Source organism: Streptomyces sp. VTCC 41912 (genome assembly GCF_045799175.1).
In the GTDB taxonomy this organism is placed as follows: domain Bacteria; phylum Actinomycetota; class Actinomycetes; order Streptomycetales; family Streptomycetaceae; genus Streptomyces; species Streptomyces albulus_C.
In genome coordinates this window covers 179467-200116 of sequence record NZ_JBJMAB010000008.1, presented here as the reverse complement: position 1 = coordinate 200116, position 20650 = coordinate 179467, and the positions used below count along the sequence as shown (strand labels likewise).

At 73.2% G+C, this 20650-nt stretch carries 22 protein-coding genes; 14 read left to right on the top strand and 8 right to left on the bottom strand.

The window, feature by feature from the left end:
- Window positions 1-2: 2 nt before the first annotated feature.
- Both ACJ6WD_RS14990 and ACJ6WD_RS14985 read left to right on the top strand, forming a co-directional pair.
- On the top strand, window positions 3-656 hold the full coding sequence (locus ACJ6WD_RS14990) for a DUF3558 family protein (protein ID WP_407615938.1): 654 nt from the start codon (window positions 3-5) through the stop codon (window positions 654-656).
- A 170-nt stretch (window positions 657-826) separates the two neighbouring features.
- The gene (locus tag ACJ6WD_RS14985; RefSeq protein WP_407615937.1) at window positions 827-1207 is read left to right on the top strand and encodes an SH3 domain-containing protein; all 381 of its coding nucleotides are present in this window, start codon (window positions 827-829) and stop codon (window positions 1205-1207) included.
- 93 nt (window positions 1208-1300) lie between these two features.
- On the opposite strand, the gene ACJ6WD_RS14980 is transcribed toward ACJ6WD_RS14985, so the two are convergent.
- The gene (locus tag ACJ6WD_RS14980) at window positions 1301-2128 is read right to left on the bottom strand and encodes a bifunctional 2-polyprenyl-6-hydroxyphenol methylase/3-demethylubiquinol 3-O-methyltransferase UbiG (RefSeq protein WP_233656065.1); all 828 of its coding nucleotides are present in this window, start codon (window positions 2126-2128) and stop codon (window positions 1301-1303) included.
- Window positions 2129-2209: 81 nt separating this feature from the next.
- On the opposite strand from ACJ6WD_RS14980, the gene ACJ6WD_RS14975 reads away from it, so the two are divergent.
- On the top strand, window positions 2210-2803 hold the full coding sequence (locus tag ACJ6WD_RS14975; protein WP_407615936.1) for a TetR/AcrR family transcriptional regulator: 594 nt from the start codon (window positions 2210-2212) through the stop codon (window positions 2801-2803).
- 78 nt (window positions 2804-2881) lie between these two features.
- On the opposite strand, the gene ACJ6WD_RS14970 is transcribed toward ACJ6WD_RS14975, so the two are convergent.
- Entirely contained in the window at window positions 2882-3736 is an 855-nt protein-coding gene (locus tag ACJ6WD_RS14970) for a DUF4344 domain-containing metallopeptidase (protein WP_233656067.1), read from the bottom strand.
- Window positions 3737-3843: 107 nt separating this feature from the next.
- A complete protein-coding gene (locus tag ACJ6WD_RS14965) occupies window positions 3844-4425 on the bottom strand; it encodes a GNAT family N-acetyltransferase (RefSeq protein ID WP_376447227.1) in 582 nt (193 codons plus the stop codon).
- 147 nt (window positions 4426-4572) lie between these two features.
- Between ACJ6WD_RS14965 and ACJ6WD_RS14960 the strand changes: the two genes are divergently transcribed.
- From ACJ6WD_RS14960 to ACJ6WD_RS14945, 4 genes are all read left to right on the top strand, one after another.
- Window positions 4573-5754 carry a permease gene (locus tag ACJ6WD_RS14960; protein WP_407615935.1) on the top strand — a complete coding sequence of 394 codons (1182 nt, stop codon included), beginning with the start codon at window positions 4573-4575 and terminating at the stop codon, window positions 5752-5754.
- 176 nt (window positions 5755-5930) lie between these two features.
- Window positions 5931-6608, top strand: a complete 678-nt coding sequence (locus tag ACJ6WD_RS14955) for a response regulator transcription factor (protein ID WP_331246157.1) — start codon at window positions 5931-5933, stop codon at window positions 6606-6608.
- Entirely contained in the window at window positions 6601-8094 is a 1494-nt protein-coding gene (locus ACJ6WD_RS14950) for a sensor histidine kinase (protein ID WP_376558867.1), read from the top strand. The genes ACJ6WD_RS14955 and ACJ6WD_RS14950 overlap by 8 nt, the downstream gene beginning before the upstream one ends.
- Before the next feature lie 48 nt (window positions 8095-8142).
- Window positions 8143-8808, top strand: coding sequence for a carbonic anhydrase (locus ACJ6WD_RS14945; protein ID WP_407615934.1), 666 nt, complete (start codon window positions 8143-8145; stop codon window positions 8806-8808).
- 9 nt (window positions 8809-8817) lie between these two features.
- Here ACJ6WD_RS14945 and ACJ6WD_RS14940 read toward each other — a convergent pair whose 3' ends face one another.
- Complete coding sequence (locus ACJ6WD_RS14940; protein ID WP_233656073.1) at window positions 8818-9231, bottom strand: cupin domain-containing protein; 414 nt, start codon at window positions 9229-9231, stop codon at window positions 8818-8820.
- A 167-nt stretch (window positions 9232-9398) separates the two neighbouring features.
- Between ACJ6WD_RS14940 and nsrR the strand changes: the two genes are divergently transcribed.
- The 4 genes from nsrR (at window position 9399) to ACJ6WD_RS14920 (ending at window position 13192) form a co-directional block, all read left to right on the top strand.
- A complete protein-coding gene (nsrR, locus tag ACJ6WD_RS14935; protein ID WP_331246155.1) occupies window positions 9399-9851 on the top strand; it encodes a nitric oxide-sensing transcriptional repressor NsrR in 453 nt (150 codons plus the stop codon).
- 129 nt (window positions 9852-9980) lie between these two features.
- The gene (locus tag ACJ6WD_RS14930; protein ID WP_376447224.1) at window positions 9981-11201 is read left to right on the top strand and encodes a globin domain-containing protein; all 1221 of its coding nucleotides are present in this window, start codon (window positions 9981-9983) and stop codon (window positions 11199-11201) included.
- Between the two features lie 120 nt (window positions 11202-11321).
- Window positions 11322-11702 carry a hypothetical protein gene (locus tag ACJ6WD_RS14925; RefSeq protein ID WP_233656256.1) on the top strand — a complete coding sequence of 127 codons (381 nt, stop codon included), beginning with the start codon at window positions 11322-11324 and terminating at the stop codon, window positions 11700-11702.
- A gap of 185 nt (window positions 11703-11887) precedes the next feature.
- Window positions 11888-13192 carry an MFS transporter gene (locus tag ACJ6WD_RS14920; RefSeq protein WP_407615933.1) on the top strand — a complete coding sequence of 435 codons (1305 nt, stop codon included), beginning with the start codon at window positions 11888-11890 and terminating at the stop codon, window positions 13190-13192.
- A 68-nt stretch (window positions 13193-13260) separates the two neighbouring features.
- Here the strand turns inward: ACJ6WD_RS14920 and ACJ6WD_RS14915 are convergent, their stop codons facing one another.
- Complete coding sequence (locus ACJ6WD_RS14915; protein ID WP_233656076.1) at window positions 13261-14004, bottom strand: SDR family oxidoreductase; 744 nt, start codon at window positions 14002-14004, stop codon at window positions 13261-13263.
- Window positions 14005-14103: 99 nt separating this feature from the next.
- Between ACJ6WD_RS14915 and ACJ6WD_RS14910 the strand changes: the two genes are divergently transcribed.
- Complete coding sequence (locus tag ACJ6WD_RS14910; RefSeq protein ID WP_407615932.1) at window positions 14104-15006, top strand: LysR family transcriptional regulator; 903 nt, start codon at window positions 14104-14106, stop codon at window positions 15004-15006.
- Between the two features lie 95 nt (window positions 15007-15101).
- On the opposite strand, the gene ACJ6WD_RS14905 is transcribed toward ACJ6WD_RS14910, so the two are convergent.
- Window positions 15102-15779, bottom strand: a complete 678-nt coding sequence (locus tag ACJ6WD_RS14905) for a TIGR00266 family protein (protein WP_331246152.1) — start codon at window positions 15777-15779, stop codon at window positions 15102-15104.
- Between the two features lie 156 nt (window positions 15780-15935).
- Here ACJ6WD_RS14905 and ACJ6WD_RS14900 point away from each other — a divergent pair, with 156 nt between their 5' ends.
- Window positions 15936-16376, top strand: a complete 441-nt coding sequence (locus ACJ6WD_RS14900) for a GNAT family N-acetyltransferase (RefSeq protein WP_233656079.1) — start codon at window positions 15936-15938, stop codon at window positions 16374-16376.
- Window positions 16377-16390: 14 nt separating this feature from the next.
- Here ACJ6WD_RS14900 and ACJ6WD_RS14895 read toward each other — a convergent pair whose 3' ends face one another.
- Window positions 16391-16804: a hypothetical protein gene (locus ACJ6WD_RS14895; protein WP_374206749.1), complete on the bottom strand. Its 414-nt coding sequence runs from the start codon at window positions 16802-16804 to the stop codon at window positions 16391-16393.
- A 46-nt stretch (window positions 16805-16850) separates the two neighbouring features.
- The gene (gene ctaD, locus ACJ6WD_RS14890) at window positions 16851-18500 is read right to left on the bottom strand and encodes a cytochrome c oxidase subunit I (RefSeq protein ID WP_233656258.1); all 1650 of its coding nucleotides are present in this window, start codon (window positions 18498-18500) and stop codon (window positions 16851-16853) included.
- Between the two features lie 416 nt (window positions 18501-18916).
- Between ctaD and ACJ6WD_RS14885 the strand changes: the two genes are divergently transcribed.
- On the top strand, window positions 18917-20575 hold the full coding sequence (locus tag ACJ6WD_RS14885) for a GAF domain-containing sensor histidine kinase (RefSeq protein ID WP_233656259.1): 1659 nt from the start codon (window positions 18917-18919) through the stop codon (window positions 20573-20575).
- Window positions 20576-20650: the final 75 nt, after the last annotated feature.

Genomic DNA, 20650 nt, shown 5'->3' with positions numbered 1-20650 from the left:
GCATGGACCAGTGGGACGAGGACAAACAGGACTGGCTGGAGCCGGCACGGCCGGTCGGTGCGCCGCCCGACGGCAGGTCCCGGCGCATGCTCATCGTGACGGGCTCAGCGGTCGTGCTCGTCGCGGCGGCCGTGGTCGGGCTGTGGCAACTGGCGCGCGACGGCCAACCGGACTCCCCGACGTGGAGCGGCGCCCCGCCCTCCGCGCCCGGCGGCGGTTGGTCGAGCAGTCCCGGCGGCGGGTCGGTCTCCTCGCCGGGTACGGACGGTCTGGCCGCGGCTCCCGACCCGTGCGCGGCACTCGACGCGAACACCGCCGCGGCCTGGGGCCTGTCCGCGGGCCGCCCGAACAACCCCAGCGATCCACAGGCCGGGCTGAAGGCGTGCAGTTGGAGCGGAACCGTAGGCGGCGCCGCCCTCACCTACACGCTGATCTACGCCAAGGACATCCCGGTGTCGCCGGAACCCACGCCGACTACCGTCACCGGAGTTCCGTCCGCGTCGGTGCTCGGGAACGACCAGGGGTGCGCGATCGTCTGGCCCACCTCGTTCGGGAAGGTGTTCGTGCACGTCAAGGCGGGCACCGGGACGCAACCGAACCTGTGCGACTCCGCCGCCGCCTTCGCCACCCAGGTCGCCCCGAGGGTGCCGTCCTGATGCTCCCTCGCACGCCGGAGGCCGTGGCCGCCGCTCCGGGCAGGTATTCGAGGCGGTCCCGTGCCGGTGAATTCGCTCGCCCGACGAAGGATCCGGACGCCGGTCGGGGAATTCTCGTCTGGCATCGAACCGTCCGGACAGCCGGATGGATCGCGATCGGGAGGTCGGTCATGACACACCTGTCCCCGTTCCGCCGCGGCGCCGCCGTACTCGCCTGCGCCGGGTTCCTCTGCGGTGTCCTCGGCACCGGCACGGCCGCCGCCGCACGTCCCGCGGGGGCCACCGCGGGTGGCGGCCTCGGCCCGTCCAAGGGCCGCGTGATCGCCAAGAACGGCCTGGAGCTGCGGGACGGCCCCGGGACCGCGTACCGGGCGGTGGGTTCACTGCCGTACGGCACCGTCGTCACCCTCCGCTGCAAGGTCAACGGCGAGAACGTGCACGGCAATCCGCGCTGGTACGAGGTCGGGGAGGGCCGGATCACCTGGTTGTCGGCGCGCTACGTCGAGACCCTCGGCACCGCACCCCGCTGGTGCGCGGACCGGCACCGCTGATCCGTCGGCGGGTTCCGTCCCGGCCGCGTGCGGGCGGGACGGAACCGCGCCGCTCCGCCCGGTCGGGGCAACCGCCGTGCTCCGGAGCGCGGTTCAGGCGGTCCCGGTGCGCACGGCGATGAGCGCCACCGTCGCGTAGCCCATCGTGAAGCTGCCACCCCGCGCGTCGATGGCGGCCCCGACGCCCGCCAGCACGTCGCTCAGCGCGGCCGGCGGGATGCGGGTGAAGGCCCCCAGGGTGGGCATCTGGTCCAGCCAGGCGTCCCTGGTGTAGGTCCACTCCCAGTCGTGGCGCCACTGTTGCGGCTCGTCGAAGCCGCCCGCGTCCCGGATGCCGTCGGCGGCCCGGGCGCACACCTGCCGGTAGGCGTCGAGGGCGCCCTTCGTCAGCGCGGTGACGTCGAACGGCGCGTCCGGAAGTGCCCGCCGGCAGGCCCCGACGACCGCGTCCGCCACGTCGTCGGGGAACCGGAAGACGTTCCAGAACGGCGCCAGGAGGCCGCCGGGGCGCAGGGCCCGTGCGGCCCGCTCGGCGCCGGCGACGGGGTCGATCCAGTGCCAGGCGGTGCCGGCGACCACGGCGTCGAAGGTGCGGTCGGCGGGGTCCCAGTCCTCGAACCGCGCGACGTCCACCTCCGTGCCGAGTGCGCGGGCCACCTCGGCCATCCGTGCGTCCGGTTCGACCCCGAGCACCCGGCAGCCGGCCGCGCGGAACTGCCGGGCGGCGATGCCCGTTCCGCAGCCGACGTCGAGGATGTCGGGCACGTCGGGGACGGGGAGGCCGGCCGCGATCCGTCGCACGAGGGCGTCGGGGTAGCGGGGCCGGGCCCGGTCGTAGCGTGCGGCGTCGGTGCCGAACGACTCCGCCACCTGCCGGTGTTGACGCGCTTCGGGGAGCCCTGAGGGCGGCATAGTGGGCATGCGCCCACTATGGTGGGCGCATGCCCACTCGTCAACCGGATGGGAGGATTGCGGGATCCGACCGAGGGAAGGGGCGCACCCGTGCCGACAGGAGTGGCCATCCGCGATGTGCGGGAGCAGCTGTTCGGCGCCGCCGAGCGGATCCTGCTGCGGGCCGGGCCGAACGCGCTGACCAGCCGCGCGGTCACCACGGAGGCGGGCTGCGCCAAGGGCGTCCTGCACCGGCACTTCGCCGACTTCGACGCCTTCCTCGCCGAGTTGGTGCGGGACCGGATCGGTCGGATCGAGGACCAGGCCACCGCGCTGCGCGCGGCCGCCGGGACCGGCGCCGTCGCCGACCGCCTCACCGCCGCGCTGCTCGACGTGTTCGGGCCGGTCGCCGTGGCGATCGTCTCGCTCGTGATCTCCCGCGACGGCCTGCGCGCCCAACTGCGCGCCGGCGGTTCGACCGGCGTCCCGCTCCTCGCCGAGGCCACCGCGATGCTGGCCTCCTACCTGACCGCCGAGCGCGCGCTGGGCCGGGTCGCCGCGGACGCCGACGTCGACGTCCTCGCGCCCACCCTGATCGGCGCCGGCCACCTGCTGTTCGCGGACCGGGAGGGCACCACGCCGGACGCGCCGGCCGTTCACCGGGTGGTGACCGCGGTCATCGCCGGAGTGGTGCGCGAACCGTGACGCGGGCCCGGCGGAGGGCGCCGTGGCGCCTGGGCGGGGGCTCGGGGCCGGACGGTCAGCGCCCGTGCGCCCGCGACGTCACAGGGGGCGCTTGAGGTGCGCGGTGAGGAGTTGCCGCCAACCGTCCCTGGCCTGTGCCCACTCGTCGGGGCAGCCCTCGGCGCGTTCCGCGTCGAGCCGGGCGTCGCTCCCGACGAGGTCCTCGTGCCGATCCGGGTGCGCACCGTAGACGTAGCAGGCGTAGTTCGCCGCGCGCTGGCCGTCGAGGCTGTGTTCGTCGCGCAGGTCGGCCGCGTCCAACGGGGTCTCCTCGGCGGCCAGGGCGTAGTCGTCCGCCGCGGCGCGGGCCTTGCGTTCGCCGGCCCGGCCCTGGCCGATCAGCAGCACCGCGGCGAACTGGTCGGCCACGTCCTCCTCCCGGCCGGTGAAGCGCAGGCCGAGGCGGTCGATCAGGGCGTGGGCGCCCTCGTGGTAGGCGGTCTCCTCCAGCACGGCGGCCACATGGGCGTCGGCCGCCGCCGTGCCGCCGGATCGGTCGGGGCCCGGTGCGGACTGCCGGAAGCGCTCGCGTATCTCGTCGACGTGCTCTGCGCAGAAGTCGATGGTGCCGGTCTCCGGGTCGTAGGCGGGTTCGGCCGCACCGCACGAGCGGACCACGAACGGGATGCGCTGCGGCACCTTGAGGGTGGCGTTCAACCGGTCGGCCGCCGCGTCCAGGATGCGGTGCGCGCGGAGGTAGCCGGTGGCGGTCGCCGCCCGGCCGCCGGTGCGGTACTGCACGACGAAGCCGTTCGAGCCGCCCTTGCCGTGGCTTTGGCGGCCCGCGCCGTCCGTCGGCTCGGCCGCGTCCCGCCCGGCCGTGCAGCCGGTCACCGCGGCCGCCAGGGCCAAGGCCAGCAACACCCGTGTGGTGTGCCCCGTCCAGCGGCCCATCCGCCTGCTCCTCACTGCCTGGGCCGCGCACCGCGGCGGTCCGTCCGAGCTGGGAAGAGGCGTGTGCGGAGCTGGCGGTTCCATGCCGGCGGCGGATCGGACGGGAATCACCACAGCGCGTCGATGTTCCCGGGGTGCAGCGCGATGCGGCTGTCGCGGAACGCGGCCCGGGCCTGCCGGGCGCGCGGCGAGAAGAAGTCCGCCATGGTGACCTTGTCGAACCCGGGCCGGTCGCTGGGGAAGGGTGCCTGCGGGGTTCCGCCGACGAGGACGGTGCCCGGGAGGTGGTGCCAGCCGGCGCTCTCGTAGAAGGCGCGCAACGGTCGGTCGCAGGTGAACAACCCCAGGTCGTAACCCCCGGTGGCCAGCGCCTCCCGAGCCGCGGTCACCAGCCGCCGGCCGTGCCCCCGGCCGCGCGCCTCCAGGCGCGTCACGACCGTGCTCAGGCCGACGGCGGTGTAGTCGCAGCCGGCGTGCCGGATCTCCTTGGCGAGGACGTCCAGCGCGGCGAGGACGGTCCCGTCGTCGACCAGCAGCATCGACCGCGGCCGCAGCGCGGGGTCGTGGACCGGCTCGGTGGGCCCGGGGGCCGTGCCCCGCTCCGACGGCCACGCCTGTTCCTGGAGCTCCCGCACCTGGGTCCGGAGTTCGGCGGGGGTGGCTGCTTCGGGGAACGCGAGGATCTGCACCCGCCGATTGTGTACCAGCAGTGTGCGGGCGGCACAACGGATCGTCCCGGGTGGCCCGGGCCGGCCCGGCGGCGAGGGGCCGGCGGCCGCTCGGGCCCGGGCGTGTCCGTCCGCGGCGGGGCCGGACGCCCGGGAAAGGATGCGGGCATGTCCGCCGTCCTCCACGCACTGTCCCTCACCGGCTCGATGACCTGGGAGATCACCTGGGCGCTGATCCTGGGCTTCGGCCTGTCCGCGGTGGTCCAGGCGGTGGTCCGCAAGTCCACCGTGGTCGCGGCGCTCGGTGACGACCGCCCGCGCACCCTGGGACTCGCCGCCGGGCTGGGTGCGGCCTCGTCCTCGTGCTCCTACGCCGCGGTGGCGCTGGCCCGTTCGCTGTTCCGCAAGGGGGCGGACTTCACCGCCGCGATGGCGTTCCAGATCGCCTCCACCAATCTGGTCGTGGAACTGGGGATCATCCTGGCGCTGCTGATGGGGTGGCAGTTCACCGCCGCCGAGTTCGTGGGCGGGCCGGTCATGATCGTGGTGCTGGCGTTGCTGCTGCGGGCCTTCCTGACGCCGGCGTTGCTGGGCGCGGCCCGGGCGCAGGCCGACCGCGGCCTGGCCGGTTCGATGGAGGGGCACGCCGCGATGGACATGTCCGTCCGGCGCGACGGCTCCTTCCTGCGCCGACTGTGCTCGCCCGAGGGCGTCACGGCCACCGCGCACGTCTTCGTCATGGAGTGGGCGGCGATCCTGCGGGACCTGGTGGCCGGTCTGCTCGTCGCCGGTGCCATCGCGGCATGGGTGCCCGACGCCTTCTGGCGGTCCTTCTTCTTCGACGGCCATCCGCTCGCCGCCGAGTTCTGGGGGCCGCTCGTCGGTCCCCTGGTCGCGATGGCGTCGTTCGTCTGCTCCATCGGCAACGTGCCGCTCGCGGTGGTGTTGTGGAAGGGCGGGATCAGCTTCGGCGGGGTGGTGGCGTTCGTCTTCGCGGACCTGCTGATCCTGCCGATCCTCGGCATCTACCGGAAGTACTACGGCCCCAGGATGGCGCTGCTGCTGCTCGGCACCTTCTACGTCGCGAGCGCGGTCGCCGGGTACGTGGTCGAGTTCGTCTTCGGCGGGCTCGGCCTCGTCCCGGACCAGGCCCGGGCGCGGATCCCGCAGGAGGGCGTCACCCTGAACTACACCACCTGGCTCAACGTGGCCTTCCTCGCCCTGGCCGCGGCCCTGTTGGTGCGGTTCTTCCGCACCGGTGGCCGGGAGATGCTCCGCACGATGGGCGGCGCCCCCGCCGGTGGGCGCGACGACGGGCACGGGGACCCAGCGGGTCGGCGCGGCCCGTGACAGGGCGTGCCACCGGCCGCTCGCCGTGGGCGCCGTCGGGCCCGTCGCACCGGCGGCCGGTGCCGCTCCGACCGACGGTGCGTCAGAGGCGCGGCCACCGCCGTGACGCTCCCGAGCTGAAGCCCATCTGAAGCTACCTGAAGAGCCCTTCAGGAACGTTCTGGCAGTCTGACGTCATGCGCTTGTTGATCGTGGAGGACGAAAAACGCCTCGCCACCACCCTGGCCAAGGGGCTGGTGGCGGAGGGCTTCGCCGTGGACGTGGCACACGACGGCCGGGAGGGTCTGCACCTGGCCACCACCCAGGGCTACGACCTGCTCATCCTGGACATCATGCTGCCCGGGATGAACGGCTACCGCGTCTGCGCGGCCCTGCGCGCGGCCGGCGACGAGACCCCGATCCTCATGCTGACAGCCAAGGACGGCGAGTACGACGAGGCGGAGGGGCTGGACACCGGCGCCGACGACTACCTCACCAAGCCGTTCTCCTACGTGGTCCTGCTGGCCCGCGTCCGGGCGCTGCTGCGCCGCCGGACGCGCGGCGGCAACCCCGTCCTGCGCCTCGGTGACCTGGTGGTGGACCCGAACGGGCACCGTTGCGCCCGCGGCGAGGAGGAGATCCCGCTCACCGCCAAGGAGTTCGCGGTGCTGGAGTACCTGGCGTCGCGATCCGGACACGTCGTCTCCAAAGCGGAGATATTGGAGCACGTCTGGGACTTCGCCTACGACGGCGACCCGAACATCATCGAGGTCTACATCAGCGCCCTGCGACGGAAGATCGACGCCCCGTTCGGCCGGCGCTCGATCACCACCGTGCGCGGCGCCGGTTACCGGCTGGCGGCCGACCGTGGCTGAGCCGACCGCCGCCGCGCCGTCGCAGCCGCACCAGCCCCGCTGGTGGGGGTCGGTCCGGGCCCGCACCACCTTGGCCTCCACCCTGGTGGTGGCGCTGGCCCTGGTCGCCGCCGGGGCCGCGGTCCTCGCCGTGCTCCAGCGCAACCTCGTCGACAGCGCCGGCCTCCAGGCGGAGGTGGTCGCCCGCGAGGTCGCCACCCAGGTCGCGGTCGGCACGCCCTTCGACCACCTCAACATGCCCGACGAGGACGACCGGCCGGTGCAGGTGGTCGACGCCGACCGCAAGGTGCTGGCCGCCGGCGACGACCTCCACCACGCCCCGCCGATGGCCGACTTCGCCCGCGCGCCGCACCGGCCGGACGGCCACGACGACCACGACGACGATGACGACGACACCCCTGCGCGGGGCTCCGCCAGCGAGCACGCCGCGTTCCGCACGGTCACGTTGAAGCTGCACGACGACCACTCCGACCAGGACTTCCAGGTCGCCGGGCTGCTCGCCACCGCCCCGACCGGACAGACCGTCACCGTCTACGCCGGCGCCTCCCTCGACACCGAGCAGCAGGCGGTGGACGGGGTGCGCGACGCGATGCTGATCGGTCTGCCGGCGCTCCTGCTGGTGGTGGCCGCGGTGACCTGGTTGGTGACCCGCCGGGCCCTGCGCCCGGTCGAGGGCATCCGGGCCGAACTCGCCGAGATCATGGGCGGCGACCTGTCCCGACGGGTCCCCCAGCCCGCCTCGCGCGACGAGGTCGCCCGCCTCGCACAGACCACCAACGCCACGCTCGCCGCCCTGGAGAAGTCGACGGAACGCCAACGGCAGTTCGTCGCCGACGCCTCGCACGAGCTGCGCAGCCCGATCGCCAGTCTCCGCACCCAGTTGGAGGTGGCCCGGGCCCATCCGCACCTGCTCGAACTGGACGGCCTGATCGAGGACACCGTCCGCCTGGAACGCGTCGCGACCGACCTGCTGCTCCTGGCCCGCCTGGACGCCGGCGAACGACCCCGCGCCGAGCGCCTGGACCTGCCCGAACTCGTCCGGGACGAACTGGCGCACCGCTCCGGCGACCGCCTCCCGATCACCGCCGACCTGCCCGACGCGCCACTCCCGGTCAGCGCCAGCCGCACCCAGCTCACCCGGGTGCTGGGCAACCTCCTCGACAACGCCCAGCGCCACGCCGGCTCGGTCGTCCGCGTCGCGGTGCGCCCGGGCCCGGCGGACAGCGCCGTCCTGGACGTCACCGACGACGGTCCGGGCGTCCCCCCGGCCGACCGGGAACGCATCTTCACCCGCTTCATCCGCCTCGACGACGCCCGCACCCGGGACGAGGGCGGGGCCGGACTGGGCCTGGCCATCGTCCGCGACGTGGTCCACCGGCACGACGGCCGCATCGAGGTCGGCGACGCCGACGGGGGCGGCGCGCGCTTCACGGTCACCCTGCCCGCGGCGCCCCGCCCCACCGAGCCCGTCCCGGCCGCTCCCTAGGGGAACTCCACCCCTCTTCCTGCCACCTCAACCCATCGGAGGTCCATCATGCGTACCCTCATCCACTCCGCCCGCACCCTCTCCCCCGCCCCGGCAGACTCCCGTGCGGTCGACGACCGCACCGCCGACGGCCGGGCGGCCGTCGAGGCGCCGGCGCCCGGAGCGACGCCCCGGGCGCTGTTCATCACCTGCTCCGACTCCCGGGTCGTGCCCACGCTGCTCACCGGCACCGCACCGGGCGAACTGCACGAACTGCGCACCGCGGGGCACATCGTCCCCCGCTACCGCTCGGACGCCCACTGCGCGATCGCCGCGACCCTCGAATTCGCGCTCGGCACGCTGCAGGTCCCGGACGTCATCCTGTGCGGGCACACCGACTGCACCGCCCTCAAGGCCCTCCAGGACGACCCGCCCCCGGCCGAACTGCCGCTCGCGCGCAACTGGTTCACCCGCGCCGCCCACCGCCCGGGCCCCGACCACAACCACCGGTCCACCGGCGGCGGCCACACGCCCGAGCAGCGCCACCTGCTGGCCCAGCTCCACCACCTGCGCACCTACCCGTGCGTCTCCCGGCGCCTGGCCACCCGCCGGCTGCGGGTGCACGCCTGGCAGTACGACGACCGGAGCGGTCAGACCCTCGGCTGGGACGCCGCGTCCCGCGCCTTCCGCCCGCTCCGCCCCGCCCTGCCGGCGGCACTGGCGTCGACCGCCTGACGCGCCGGGTCAGGAGTCGCGGCGGCTCTTGATCTGCAGTCCGGGGCGGCGGCGGTGGACCGTGAGGTACGCCAGGCCGCCCCGGCCCGCGGTCAGGCTCCGGCGGGACCCGCGGGGCAGCCACAGCACGCCGCCCTCGGTGAGCGGCCGTCGCTCCTGCGCGGTGTCCACGACGCCGTCGCCGGACACGACGTACAGGAGCACGTCGAGGTCGGGCTCGACGTGCTCCTCGACGCACCCCTCGGGCGGCAGTCGGACCAGGTTGGCGTCGAGCTGCCGGCCGGCCTCGGCCAGCCGCCACAGCGCTCCGGCCCGGGCCGGGTCGTCCGCGGCGAGCTCCCGGGCGTCGCAGAGCAGCCGCGGCACCGGCTCGGCGGCGGGCTCGGGGGCGCCGGCGCCCCCGGTGTGCGGGGTGTCAGCCATCAAGGGTCACCGTCCGATGCGTGGTCCCGCGGTTGTCGCGGGTCGTGCTGGGCCGTGCGGGTACATTCCTACTCCTGTGTCCGGCCGCGGGCTCGGGACTCGCCCTCTTGAATACCGAACCACCCCCTGAATGCGAACCTAGCATGCACATTTGATACCGTCGTGGTGTGCGGTTGACGAAGTTCACTGACCTGGCGCTGCGCGCCGTCATGCGGCTGGCCGTCGCGGAGCAGGGTGCCTCCCTGACGACGCGCGAGGTGGCCGAGGTGATGGACGTGCCGTACACCCACATGGCGAAGGCGATCAGCAGGCTCCAGCACCTCGGCGTGGTCGAGGCCCGGCGCGGACGTGGCGGCGGACTCGAACTGACCGGACTGGGGCACCGGGCATCGGTCGGCTGGCTGGTGCGCGAGCTGGAGGGCGAGGACGAGGTCGTCGCCTGCGAAGGCGATCCGCCCTGCCCGCTGCGGGCCGCCTGCCGACTGCGTCGCGCCCTGCGCGAGGCGCAGGAGGCGTTCTACGCCACGCTCGATCCGCTCACCGTGTCCGACGTGGTGGCCGCGCCCACCGGCCCGGTGCTGCTCAGCCTCACCGGCCCGACCGGCCGGACCCTCGACTGACCCACTGCCCCACTGCCCCACTGACCCACCGACCATCCCGGCACCTCGCCCACCCATAGCGGGGCGCCGCCCGAAGATCCACCACACCCTTAAATTGGTAGATCATCTACGAGTTATTGGAGCTGATCCGTGCTCTCCGAGCAGTCCACACCCATCGTCCGCGCCACCCTGCCCGCCGTGGGCGCCGCCATCGACGAGATCGCCACCGTCTTCTACCGCAGGCTCTTCGCCGCCCACCCGGACCTCCTGCGCGACCTCTTCAACCGCGGCAACCAGGCCAACGGCCAGCAGCGACAGGCCCTGGCGGGCTCGATCGCGGCCTTCGCCGGCATGCTGCTGGACCACCCCGACGCCCGCCCCGACGCGATGCTCGCCCGCATCGCGCACAAGCACGCCTCGCTCGGCGTCACCGCGGACCAGTACAAGATCGTCAACGAGCACCTCCTCGCGGCGATCTCCGACGTCCTCGGCGAGGCCGTCACCCCGCAGGTCGCACACGCCTGGGACGAGGTCTACTGGCTGATGGCCAACGCCCTGATCGCCCTCGAAGCCCGGCTCTACGCGGAGCACGGCACCCCCGAGGGCGGCACTTGGCGGCCGATGACCGTCGTCGCCCGGCACGAGGAGACCCCCGACGCCCTCGCGCTCACCCTGCGCCCGGCCGACGGCACCCCCGCCCCCACCTTCCGCCCCGGCCAGTACGTCAGCGTGCAGGTCGAACTCCCCGACGGCGCACGGCAGATCCGCCAGTACAGCCTCTCCTCCGCGCCCGGCCGCCCCGACTGGCGGATCACCGTCAAGCGCGTCCGGGCGGCGGACGGACCGGCGGGCGAGGTGTCCTCCTGGCTGCACGAACAGGCGCGCGTCGGCGACGTGCTCACCGTCTCCGCCCCGTTCGGCGACCTGACCCTGCCCGACGGCGACGGACCACTGCTGCTGGCCTCCGCCGGCATCGGCGGCACCCCCATGCTCGCCATGCTCAACCACCTGGTCGCCATCGGATCGTCCCGCCCGGTCGTCGTCGTCCACGCCGACCGCACCCCGGCCGACCACGCCCACCGCGACGAACTCCACGCGCTGGTCGACGAACTGCCGCAGGCCGCGCTCCACCTCTGGTACGAGGACCCGGGGCACGCGGCGCCCGCGCCGGCCCCGTCCTCACGGGTGACGGTCTCCGCGGGTCGGGCGGACATCAGCGCGCTCCCGCTCCCCTCCGACGTCACCAGCTACCTCTGCGGCCCCCTGCCGTTCATGCGTACGCTCCGCGGAGCGCTGCTCGGCCGCGGCCTGAAGCCGCAGACGATCCACTACGAGGTGTTCGGCCCCGACCTCTGGCTCGGCCAGTCGTAACCGGCCGCCGGACAGCACGGACGTACCACCCGACGAAAGGACCACAGGCCCGTGAACCACCTCCACGGCACCGGCACCGCGGCCGCCTTCGCCATCGCCGTCACCTTCGTATGGCTCGGGATGGTGCTGGCGATCTCGTTCCTGGAGGCGCCACTGAAGTTCCGCGCCCCGGGCGTCACCCTCCCACTGGGGCTCGGCATCGGCCGCATGGTCTTCCGGGCACTGAACGCGGTGGAGGCGGTGCTGGCCGTGGCGCTCGGCACCGCGGTCGCGCTCGCCTCCCCGCCCGTGCCGGTCATCGCCCTGACCGTAGCCCCGGTGCTCCTCCTGACCGTCCAACTCGCCGCCGTCCGACCGGTGTTGAACCGCCGCTCCGACCGCGTCCTCGCCGGCGAACGGCTTCCCCGGTCCCGCGCCCACCTGTACTACGTCGCCTGCGAGCTCGCCAAGGTCGGCGCCCTGCTCGCGCTCGGCGTCACGGTGTTGGGCTCGGGCGCATAGGATCCGCCGACCGATCGGGGCACGGTCCGCGCGCAGGCAGGCCGACGCGGTGCTCTGCTACGGTGCCCGCATGTTCCTCCCTCGTGCATAGGAGCCGGTGCCGACCGCGCCCACCGGGCGCGGTCCTCGCTGCCCCTGCACGTTGGAGCGCCCTCAGTGCGGCGCTGTCCCAGAGGAACACGAACATGCCTGTGTCTTCCATGACCCCTTCGTATGCGGCCGTGTTGCGCACCCGCTACGCCTGCCGCACGTTCGGTGCGGCGCTGCTGGGCCGACTCTCCTACGGAATGGTCTCCTTGTCGCTGGTGCTGGCGGTCAAGGAGACCACCCGCTCCTATGCCGTGGCCGGCACCGTCATGGCCCTCTTCGGCCTGACCAGTGTCCTCCTCTCGCCGACCCGTGCCGGTCTGATCGACCGTCACGGGCCGCGCCGGGCCCTGCTCCCCATGGCCGCCGCCTACGCACTGCTGCTGACCGCACTGGCCTTCGCGACCGCGCAGCCAGGCACGTCAGGGATTCTGCTGGGCGTCTTGGCGGTGCCCGCCGGCGCCTGTACGCCACCGCTCGGCCCGGTGATGCGGACGCTGTGGAGCGACCTGGTTCCCGACCGGCGGCTGCTGCAACGCGCCTACAGTCTGGACACGGTCGCCGAGGAACTCCTCTTCGTCACCGGACCGTTGCTGGTGGGCCTGCTGGTGCAAGTCGCCGCACCACCGGTCGGTATCGCAACGAGTGCCGCACTCGTGTCGACCGGCTCACTCGCCCTGGTCTCGTCTCCGGCGGTCCACGGCTGGGTGGCGCGCAGGAAGGCTCCCGCCGGGTCGGCGCCGCCGGAGGGGCTCGTCTCCGATCTCCCACCTGCCCCGCTGCGCCGGCGGCTGCTGCCCGGCGCCCCCGGACTGCGTCAGGCGATCGCCGTCTCCGCCGCGGCTGGCATGTGTCTGGGAGCGTTCGATCTCCTCGTGATCGCCTTCGCCGACGCGTTCGACGACCCTGAGGCGGTCGCCTGGATCCTGGCCGCGCTGTCCGGTGGCAGCGCGATCGGGGGCCTGGTCTACGGCGCCGTCCCCTGGCGCACCTCAAACAGACTGCGGTTGGCGTTCCTCGCGGCGGCCATGGGACTCACCCTGGCCGTCTCGGGACTTTCCCCCCATCCCCACGTGCTCGTCGTGTGGGCGGCGCTCGGCGGACTGTTCGTCGCCCCGGCCCTCACCACCGCCTACCTGATCGCAGATGAGTGCGCCGGTCCGGCCACCCGCACCACAGCGGGCGCGTGGGTCAACACGGCCTACAACGCCGGTTCAGCGGGGGCGACGGCCGCCACCGGACTGCTGGTGGGCCGCCTCCCCCTGCCGGTGTGCTTCGCCCTGGTCGCGGCCCCGGCCGTGTCGTCCGCGGCGACGGCCCTGCGCCGGCCCCGCCGGCCCGCTCCCGACACCGCCGCACCGCACGAGCGCGAGGTGGGGCGCGCGTCGGGCCGTGCGCGCTGAGCACCGCGGTTTCCGGGGCGGGTGCCCCTCGCCACCGCGGCCCCGACGCCCCAATGCGGTCGGAGCACCTAGAGTTGCGAGGCCCCTCCGTCGACAGGCAACTCGGTTCCCGTCGAGAAGGTCGCGTCGAACGCCAAGTACGCCACCGCGGCGGCCACCTCCTCGGAAGTGCCCAGTCGCTGCATCGGGTTGGTGCTCCGGTAGGTGTCCTTCATCGTCTCGACGACGTCGGCGGGCACGGAGCGGTCCAGGATTCCCGTGTCGATGGGGCCGGGGCTCACGGCGTTGACGCGCACCTTGCGCGGCAGCAGTTCGCGGGCCAGGGTGCGCGTCATCGACCGCAGGGCTGCCTTGCTCGCCGAGTAGACGCTGAGCGCGTCCAGGCCCAGGACGTTCACCACCGACGTGGTGAGGACCACGCCGCTGCCCTCGCGCAACAGCGGCGCCAACGCCTGCACCGTGAAGTACGGGCCCTTGGCGTTGATGTCGAACAGCGCGTCGTACAGCTCCTCCGTCGTCGAGTCGAACGACGCGGACGCGGTGACACCGGCGTTGACGAACAGCGCGTCCACCGCGCCGAACCGCTCCTGGACGGTGCCGGCCAGTGCCTGGATGTCCTTCAGGGACGCGGCGTCGCTGCGGACGGCGACGGCCCTGTCCCCCAACTGCTCCAGCGCGGCGTCCAGGGCGGATGGGTTGCGGCCGGTGATCAGTACGTGCGCCCCGCCGGCCGCGAACAACCGGGCCGTCGTCAGGCCGATTCCGCGGCTTCCGCCCGTGATCACGATCTTCTTGCCGTCATAAGTGGTCATGCCCGCAAGCCAAACGCCCACCCGTATCCCCTGTCCAAGACCTGTTCCGCATGCCGCCATGTCCCAGGCGTATGACGACACGCGACGTACTCTGAACGGATGGACGTCGATCTGCGGCTCGTGCGCTATTTCACGGTCGTGGCGGAGTACGGCAATTTCGGCCGGGCCGCCACCAGGCTGCACCTGGCGCAGCCGTCACTGAGCCGCCAGATCCAACGGCTGGAGGCTCAGCTCGGTGTCCGGCTCTTCGACCGCTCGCCGCAGGGCAGCAGCCTCACCGGCGCCGGTGAGGCATTCCTTCCCAGGGCCCGGACACTGCTGCAGGAGGCCGAGCAAGCCGCTCGCACGGCCAGAGCCGCCGTCCGGCCCCCTGCCGTCACCGTCGGCTGCGCCGGAGGACTGGTCATCACCGCCTGTGTGCAGGAACTGCGCCGCCGGCACCCCGACGGCCAGGTCCGCACCCGGCACCTGGACTGGCGGGACACGCGCGCCCTCGCCGAGGGGCGAGTCGACGCCCTCGTCGTGTACAGGCCCCTGCCCTTCGCCACGGAGGGCCTCCGGGTGACCAAGCTCCATGAGGAATCGCGGGTGCTCGTCATGTCGGCGCGTCATCATCTGGCGCACGAGAAAGCCGTCAGCCTGCGGGCCCTGTCGGACGAGGAGTGGGTGGCCTGTGCCAGCACTCCGGTTGTCTGGAGCACGCCCAAGCCGGTCGGCGACCTCCCGGCGCCACCCCCGCCCGCGATCGACGACGGTTACGAGGACAAGCTGGAACTGATCGCCACCGGCCACTGCGTCGCGCTCTTCCCTGCCGGCGATCGTCGCGCTGCCGCGCGCGACGACATCGCCCTGGTCCCCGTCATCGACGTCGATCCCTGCGAGCTCGTGCTCGTCACGCGCGCCGACGACCCCAACCCGCTGCTCGGATCAGTGGAAGGCATCGCACGTACGGTGCTCGGCGCAGCCTCCCGACGGGAGAACGGCGAACGGGCCGTCGGCTGACTCCCTTTGACCCCGTTGCCTCTGCGAGGTCCGGCAGTCGTACCTCGTCACGCCGCACGGACGCGCCCGTGCGCCACCGGGAGGACGGGGACTGATCAGCCCCGGCTGAAGGGAAGCTTCACGGTCAGCCAGGTGACCAGCTCGTTGGGGTTGCGGCTCTGGGTCCACAGTCGGCCGGGGCCGGTGAACTCGAAGACCAGGCCCTCACCGGACTTGAGGGTCTGCATCAGCCCCTTGGTCACCTTGCGGGTCGTGTAGGAGACCCCGTCGCCGAACGCGACCAGGTGCCCGGAGTCCAGGACCATCTGCTCGCCGGCCGCCAACTCGACCTCGTCCAGCGCCCCGTAACAGGCGGCGAGCACCTGGCCCCGGCCCTCGGCCCGCACCAGGAAGCCGCCCTCGCCGCCGGCCAGGTTCTTGAACCCGCCCCACTTGGTGTCCAGGTCGATGCCCTCCGACGAGCACAGCCAGGCACCGCGGGCGAGGTTGACGCCGCCGTCGACGTCGATGGCGGTCACATCGCCGGGCAACTGCGCCGCGAGGTCTACCCAGCCGCCGGCCGGGCCCGCGCCGAACCGCGTGACGAAGAGGGACTCGCCGCCCAGGACGCTGCGCTTGAGCCCCTTGAACAGGCCGCCTTCGGCCTTCGCCTCGACACCGATGCCCGCGGAGGTGGCCATCATCGCCCCGGACTCGGCACGGACGACCTCGCCCGCGCCCAGTTGCACCCGGGCCACCGCGAACGACGGGGCGTGCCGGACTTCGATCTGCATCTTCGGCCTTCTCTCGACGGAACGTTCCCAACGGGTCGATGCTACGGGGGCCGGGATGCACGGTTTTGCACCTGGTGGTCCCCGCACGCGTGCGGTGTCGGCCCCCGGCCCGCAAACGCGATTGACGAACGCGGGCGCCCGGGATTTCCTTCGGTGATGTCCACCCTGCACTTCACCCGGCCGGTCACCGAGGCCGAACTCGGCGACTGGCAACACGTCCACAACACCATCATCCCCACCCACGTCCTGTCCCTGGCGGACGTGGCGGACCGGTCCCGGCGCCACCACCTGGAGGTCGCCCACCTCGACGGCGCACTGGTGGGTTGCAGCACCGTGCGCCCGCCGGCCGACGACACCGGCACCGCGACCGTGATCGCCCGGGTGCTCCCCGCCCACCGCGGGCAGGGGTTCGGGACCGAGCTCTACGCGCGCGGGCTGGACCGGGCCCGCGCGCTGGGTGCCCGGGTGATCGAGACGGTCGTGCTGTCGTCGAACGGGGACGGCCTGCGGTTCGCCGAACGGCGCGGGTTCGTCGAGTGCGAACGCTACGTGCTGCCCGGCGAGACCGTCCCGTGGATCGACCTGCGGCTGCGCTGACCACGGGCCGCCGCCTACCGTCCTGCGACCAGCACCACTGCCAGCGCGCCGGCGGCCACGGCGTAACCGGGGAGGAACCAGCAGAGGAAGAGCCGCGTCGAGCGGGCGGCGCCCGACGGCCGCGCCCGTGCCGGGGGCCGCAGACGCAGGGCGACCCAGGTCCGCCGGGTCGCCCGCTCCTCGTGGCCGCGGCGGGCGCGGGCGAGGGCGGCCAGCAGCACCGCGGCGCCGGTGCCGACGGCGGTGACCGCGCCGAGCGTGGTCCAGGAGGCGGCGGCCAGCAGCAGCGGGGCCGACAGCGCCACCGTGGCCCAGACGGTCAGGCAGGCGGCGGCCGCGAGCCGTCGGGAGACGGGGCGGTCGGCGCCGGCCCGTAGGTCGGCCGCGGCGGGCAGGTACCAGACGCAGCCGGAGGCGCAGAGCGCGATCGTCCCGAGGGCGAGGACGGCGGGAGACGGCATGACCACTCCTTCCTCAGTGGTCGGCGGTGGGCCGGGCCTCGGCGAGGGCGGCGACCGTGGGGTGGTGGAGGTCGAAGGCGGGCGATTCGCTGCGGATCCGGGGCAGCGAGGTGAAGTTGTGGCGCGGTGGCGGGCAGGAGGTGGCCCACTCCAGGGACCGGCCGTAGCCCCAGGGGTCGTCGCAGCGGACCTCGGCGCCGTATTTGGCGGTCTTCCAGACGTTGTAGAAGAACGGGAGGAAGGAGAGGCCGAGGAGGAAGGAGCCGATGGTGGAGAGGGTGTTGAGGGTGGTGAAGCCGTCGGCGGCGAGGTAGTCGGCGTACCGGCGGGGCATGCCGGCGGCGCCGAGCCAGTGTTGGACGAGGAAGGTGAGGTTGAAGCCTACGGTGAGCGTCCAGAAGGTGATCTTGCCGAGGCGTTCGTCGAGCATCTTGCCGGTGAACTTGGGCCACCAGAAGTGGAATCCGGCGAACATCGCGTAGACCACGGTGCCGAACAGCGTGTAGTGGAAGTGCGCCACGACGAAGTACGTGTCGGAGACGTGGAAGTCCAGCGGCGGGGAGGCCAGGATGACGCCGGTCAGGCCGCCGAAGACGAAGGTCACCAGGAAGCCGGTCGCCCACAGCATCGGGGTCTCGAAGGACAGCGAGCCGCGCCACATGGTGCCGATCCAGTTGAAGAACTTCACCCCGGTGGGCACCGCGATGAGGAACGTCATGAAGGAGAAGAACGGCAGCAGCACGCCGCCGGTGACGTACATGTGGTGCGCCCAGACCGTCACCGAGAGGCCGGCGATCGAGATGGTCGCGGCGATCAGGCCGACGTAGCCGAACATCGGCTTGCGGGCGAAGACCGGGATGACCTCGGAGACGATGCCGAAGAACGGCAGGGCCAGGACGTAGACCTCGGGGTGGCCGAAGAACCAGAAGAGGTGCTGCCACAGCAGGGCGCCGCCGTTGGCCGCGTCGAAGACGTGGGAGCCGAACTTGCGGTCCATCTCCAGGGCGAACAGTGCGGCGGCGAGGACCGGGAAGACCATGAGGATCAGCACCGCGGTCAGCAGGACGTTCCAGGTGAAGATCGGCATCCGGAACATCGTCAGGCCGGGGGCGCGCATGCAGATGATGGTGGTGATGAAGTTGACGGCGCCCAGGATGGAGCCGAAGCCGGAGAGCGCCACCCCCATGATCCACATGTCGGCGCCGACCCCGGGCGAGTGGACGGCGTCGGACAGCGGCGCGTAGGCGAACCAGCCGAAGTCCGCGGCGCCCTGCGGGGTGAGGAAGCCGGCCGCGGCGATCAGCGAGCCGAACAGGAACAGCCAGAAGGCGAGCATGTTCAGCCGGGGGAAGGCGACGTCGGGGGCGCCAATCTGGAGCGGCATCAACCAGTTGGCGAAGCCGGTGAACAGCGGCATGGCGAAGAGCAGCAGCATCACCGAGCCGTGCATGGTGAACGCCTGGTTGAACTGCTCGTTGGAGAGGATCTGCGTGCCCGGACGGGCCAGTTCGGCCCGCATCAGCAGGGCCATCAGCCCGCCGATCAGGAAGAAGACGAACGCCGAGACGAGGTAGAGCGTTCCGATCTGTTTGTGGTCGGTGGTCGTCAGCCACTGCACCGCCTTGTTGCGGCGTGGCGGCCGGGCCGGGGCCCGGCCGCGCACCGGTTCCCTGACCGCCGTTGTCCTTACTTCCCAACCATCCACGGTGCTGTGTCCTCCACCTCGGAAACGTGAACTGGGCCGGGAAGCGGCCAGGACCGGGAAGAGCCATCGGCACGGGGGAGACCGGCCCTTCCCGGCGGCATCCATCGTCGGCCGGCGGGAGGTGCGGTCCGCAGGGCCGAACAGCCCTTCCCCGGACCGCGAGCGGCCCCTTCCTGCGGGGACGCCCGGCCCGGCGCCGGCCCGTTGCGGATGGCCGGACGGCACCGGTACCCGCCGGCGTCCGGGCGGTGATCACGTACGCTGCCGAGCAGACGTACGGGATCTTTGGGAGCAGCACGGTCATGTCCGAATCGCAGCAGTACGCACCGCCCGCGAACGGTGCCCACGGGCCGCAGCTCCACGAACCGGACCGGGTGCGCGGCCTGCTCGACGCGGTGATGGGCCTGGGCCGGGACCTCGAACTCCCGCAGGTGCTGCGGGGCATCGTGGAGGCGGCGGTCACCCTCACCGACGCGGAGTACGGCGCGCTCGGCGTCGTCGGCGACGGGCAGTTGTCGCAGTTCCTGCCCGTCGGCATGTCCGACGAGCTGATCGGGCTGATCGGCCGGACGCCGTGCGGCCACGGCATCCTCGGGGAGCTGATCCGCAACCCGGAGCCGCTGCGGCTGACCGACTTGACCCGGCATCCGCACAGCTATGGCTTTCCGGCCAACCATCCGCCGATGCGGACCTTCCTGGGGGTGCCGGTCCGGGTCCGCGACGAGGTGTTCGGCAACCTCTACCTCACCGAGAAGCGGGGCGGCGGCTCGTTCGACGCGGACGACGAGGCGGTGCTGACCACGTTGTCCACCGCGGCGGGCGTGGCGATCGACAACGCCCGCATGTACCACGAGAGCCGCCGCCGGGAGCGCTGGCTGGAGGCGCTCGGCGAGATCACCCGCAGCCTGCTGTCGGGGACGGACGCGCAGGAGGTGCTGCGGCTGATCGCGGACCGCGCGCGGGAGGTGGCCGGCGCGGACGGTGCGGCGGTGCTGCTGCCGTCGGCCTCGTCCCCGGAGCAGTTGACGGTGACGGTGGCGTGCGGGACGGGCGCGAGCCGGATCACCGGGTTGCGCGTACCGGCGGACGCTTCGCTGCCCGGCATGGCCGTCCGCAGCGGCCGGCCGGTGGTCAGCGCCGACCTGCGGGCCGATCCGCGGGCGTATCCGCTGGGACCGGACGGTGCCGCCGCGGTGCCCGGGGAGGCGGTGGACGGTGCCGCGCCGGGCGGGGAGGCCGGGGAGGCGTACGGGCCGGCGGTGGCCGTGCCGCTCCAGGTGGACACCGGCTGCGGTGCGCTGCGGTTGATCCGCCTGGCCGGGCGGCCGGCGTTCGACGACGCCGAGGTGCGGCTCATATCGGGCTTCGCCGACCAGGCGGTGATCGCCCTGGAACTGGCCCGTCGGCGGGCCGAGTCGGAGGAGCTGACGGTCCTCCACGACCGCGACCGGATTGCCCGGGACCTGCACGACCTCGCCATCCAGCGGCTGTTCGCCACCGGCATCACGTTGCAGAGCGCGACCCGGTTGATCGAGCGCCCGGAGGCCGTCGAGCGGGTCGGCCGCGCGGTCAACGACCTGGACACCACCATCAAGATCATCCGGTCCACCATCTTCGGCCTGCGCACCACCGGCGACGGCAAGGACGGGCGGGGGCTGCGCCGGGACCTCACCGAGGCGGTGCAGCGGGCTGCCGGTTCCCTCGGCTTCGCCCCGGCGTTGCAGATCGACGGCCCGGTGGACGCCGCGGTCCCCGACGAGGTGGCCCAGCACCTCGTGGCGGTGACCGCCGAGGCGCTCAGCAACGCCGCCCGTCACGCCGACGCCCGCCGGCTGGACGTGGCGCTGTCGGTGACCGCGGACGCGGTGACGCTGACGGTGGCGGACGACGGGGTGGGGGTCGGGGCCGCACCGCACACCGGGGGCCTGGCCAACATGCGGGCCCGGGCGGAGATGCTCGGCGGCCGACTCCGCGTCGGTGTGCCGGAGGGCGGCGGCACCCGCATCGTCTGGTGCGTGCCGCTGCCCGCATGAGCCGGCCCCGGGCCGGTGAGCCGGTGCGGGGCGGCGTGGCCGCGGGTGGGTCGGGCGCTCCGGGCCGCGGGGCGC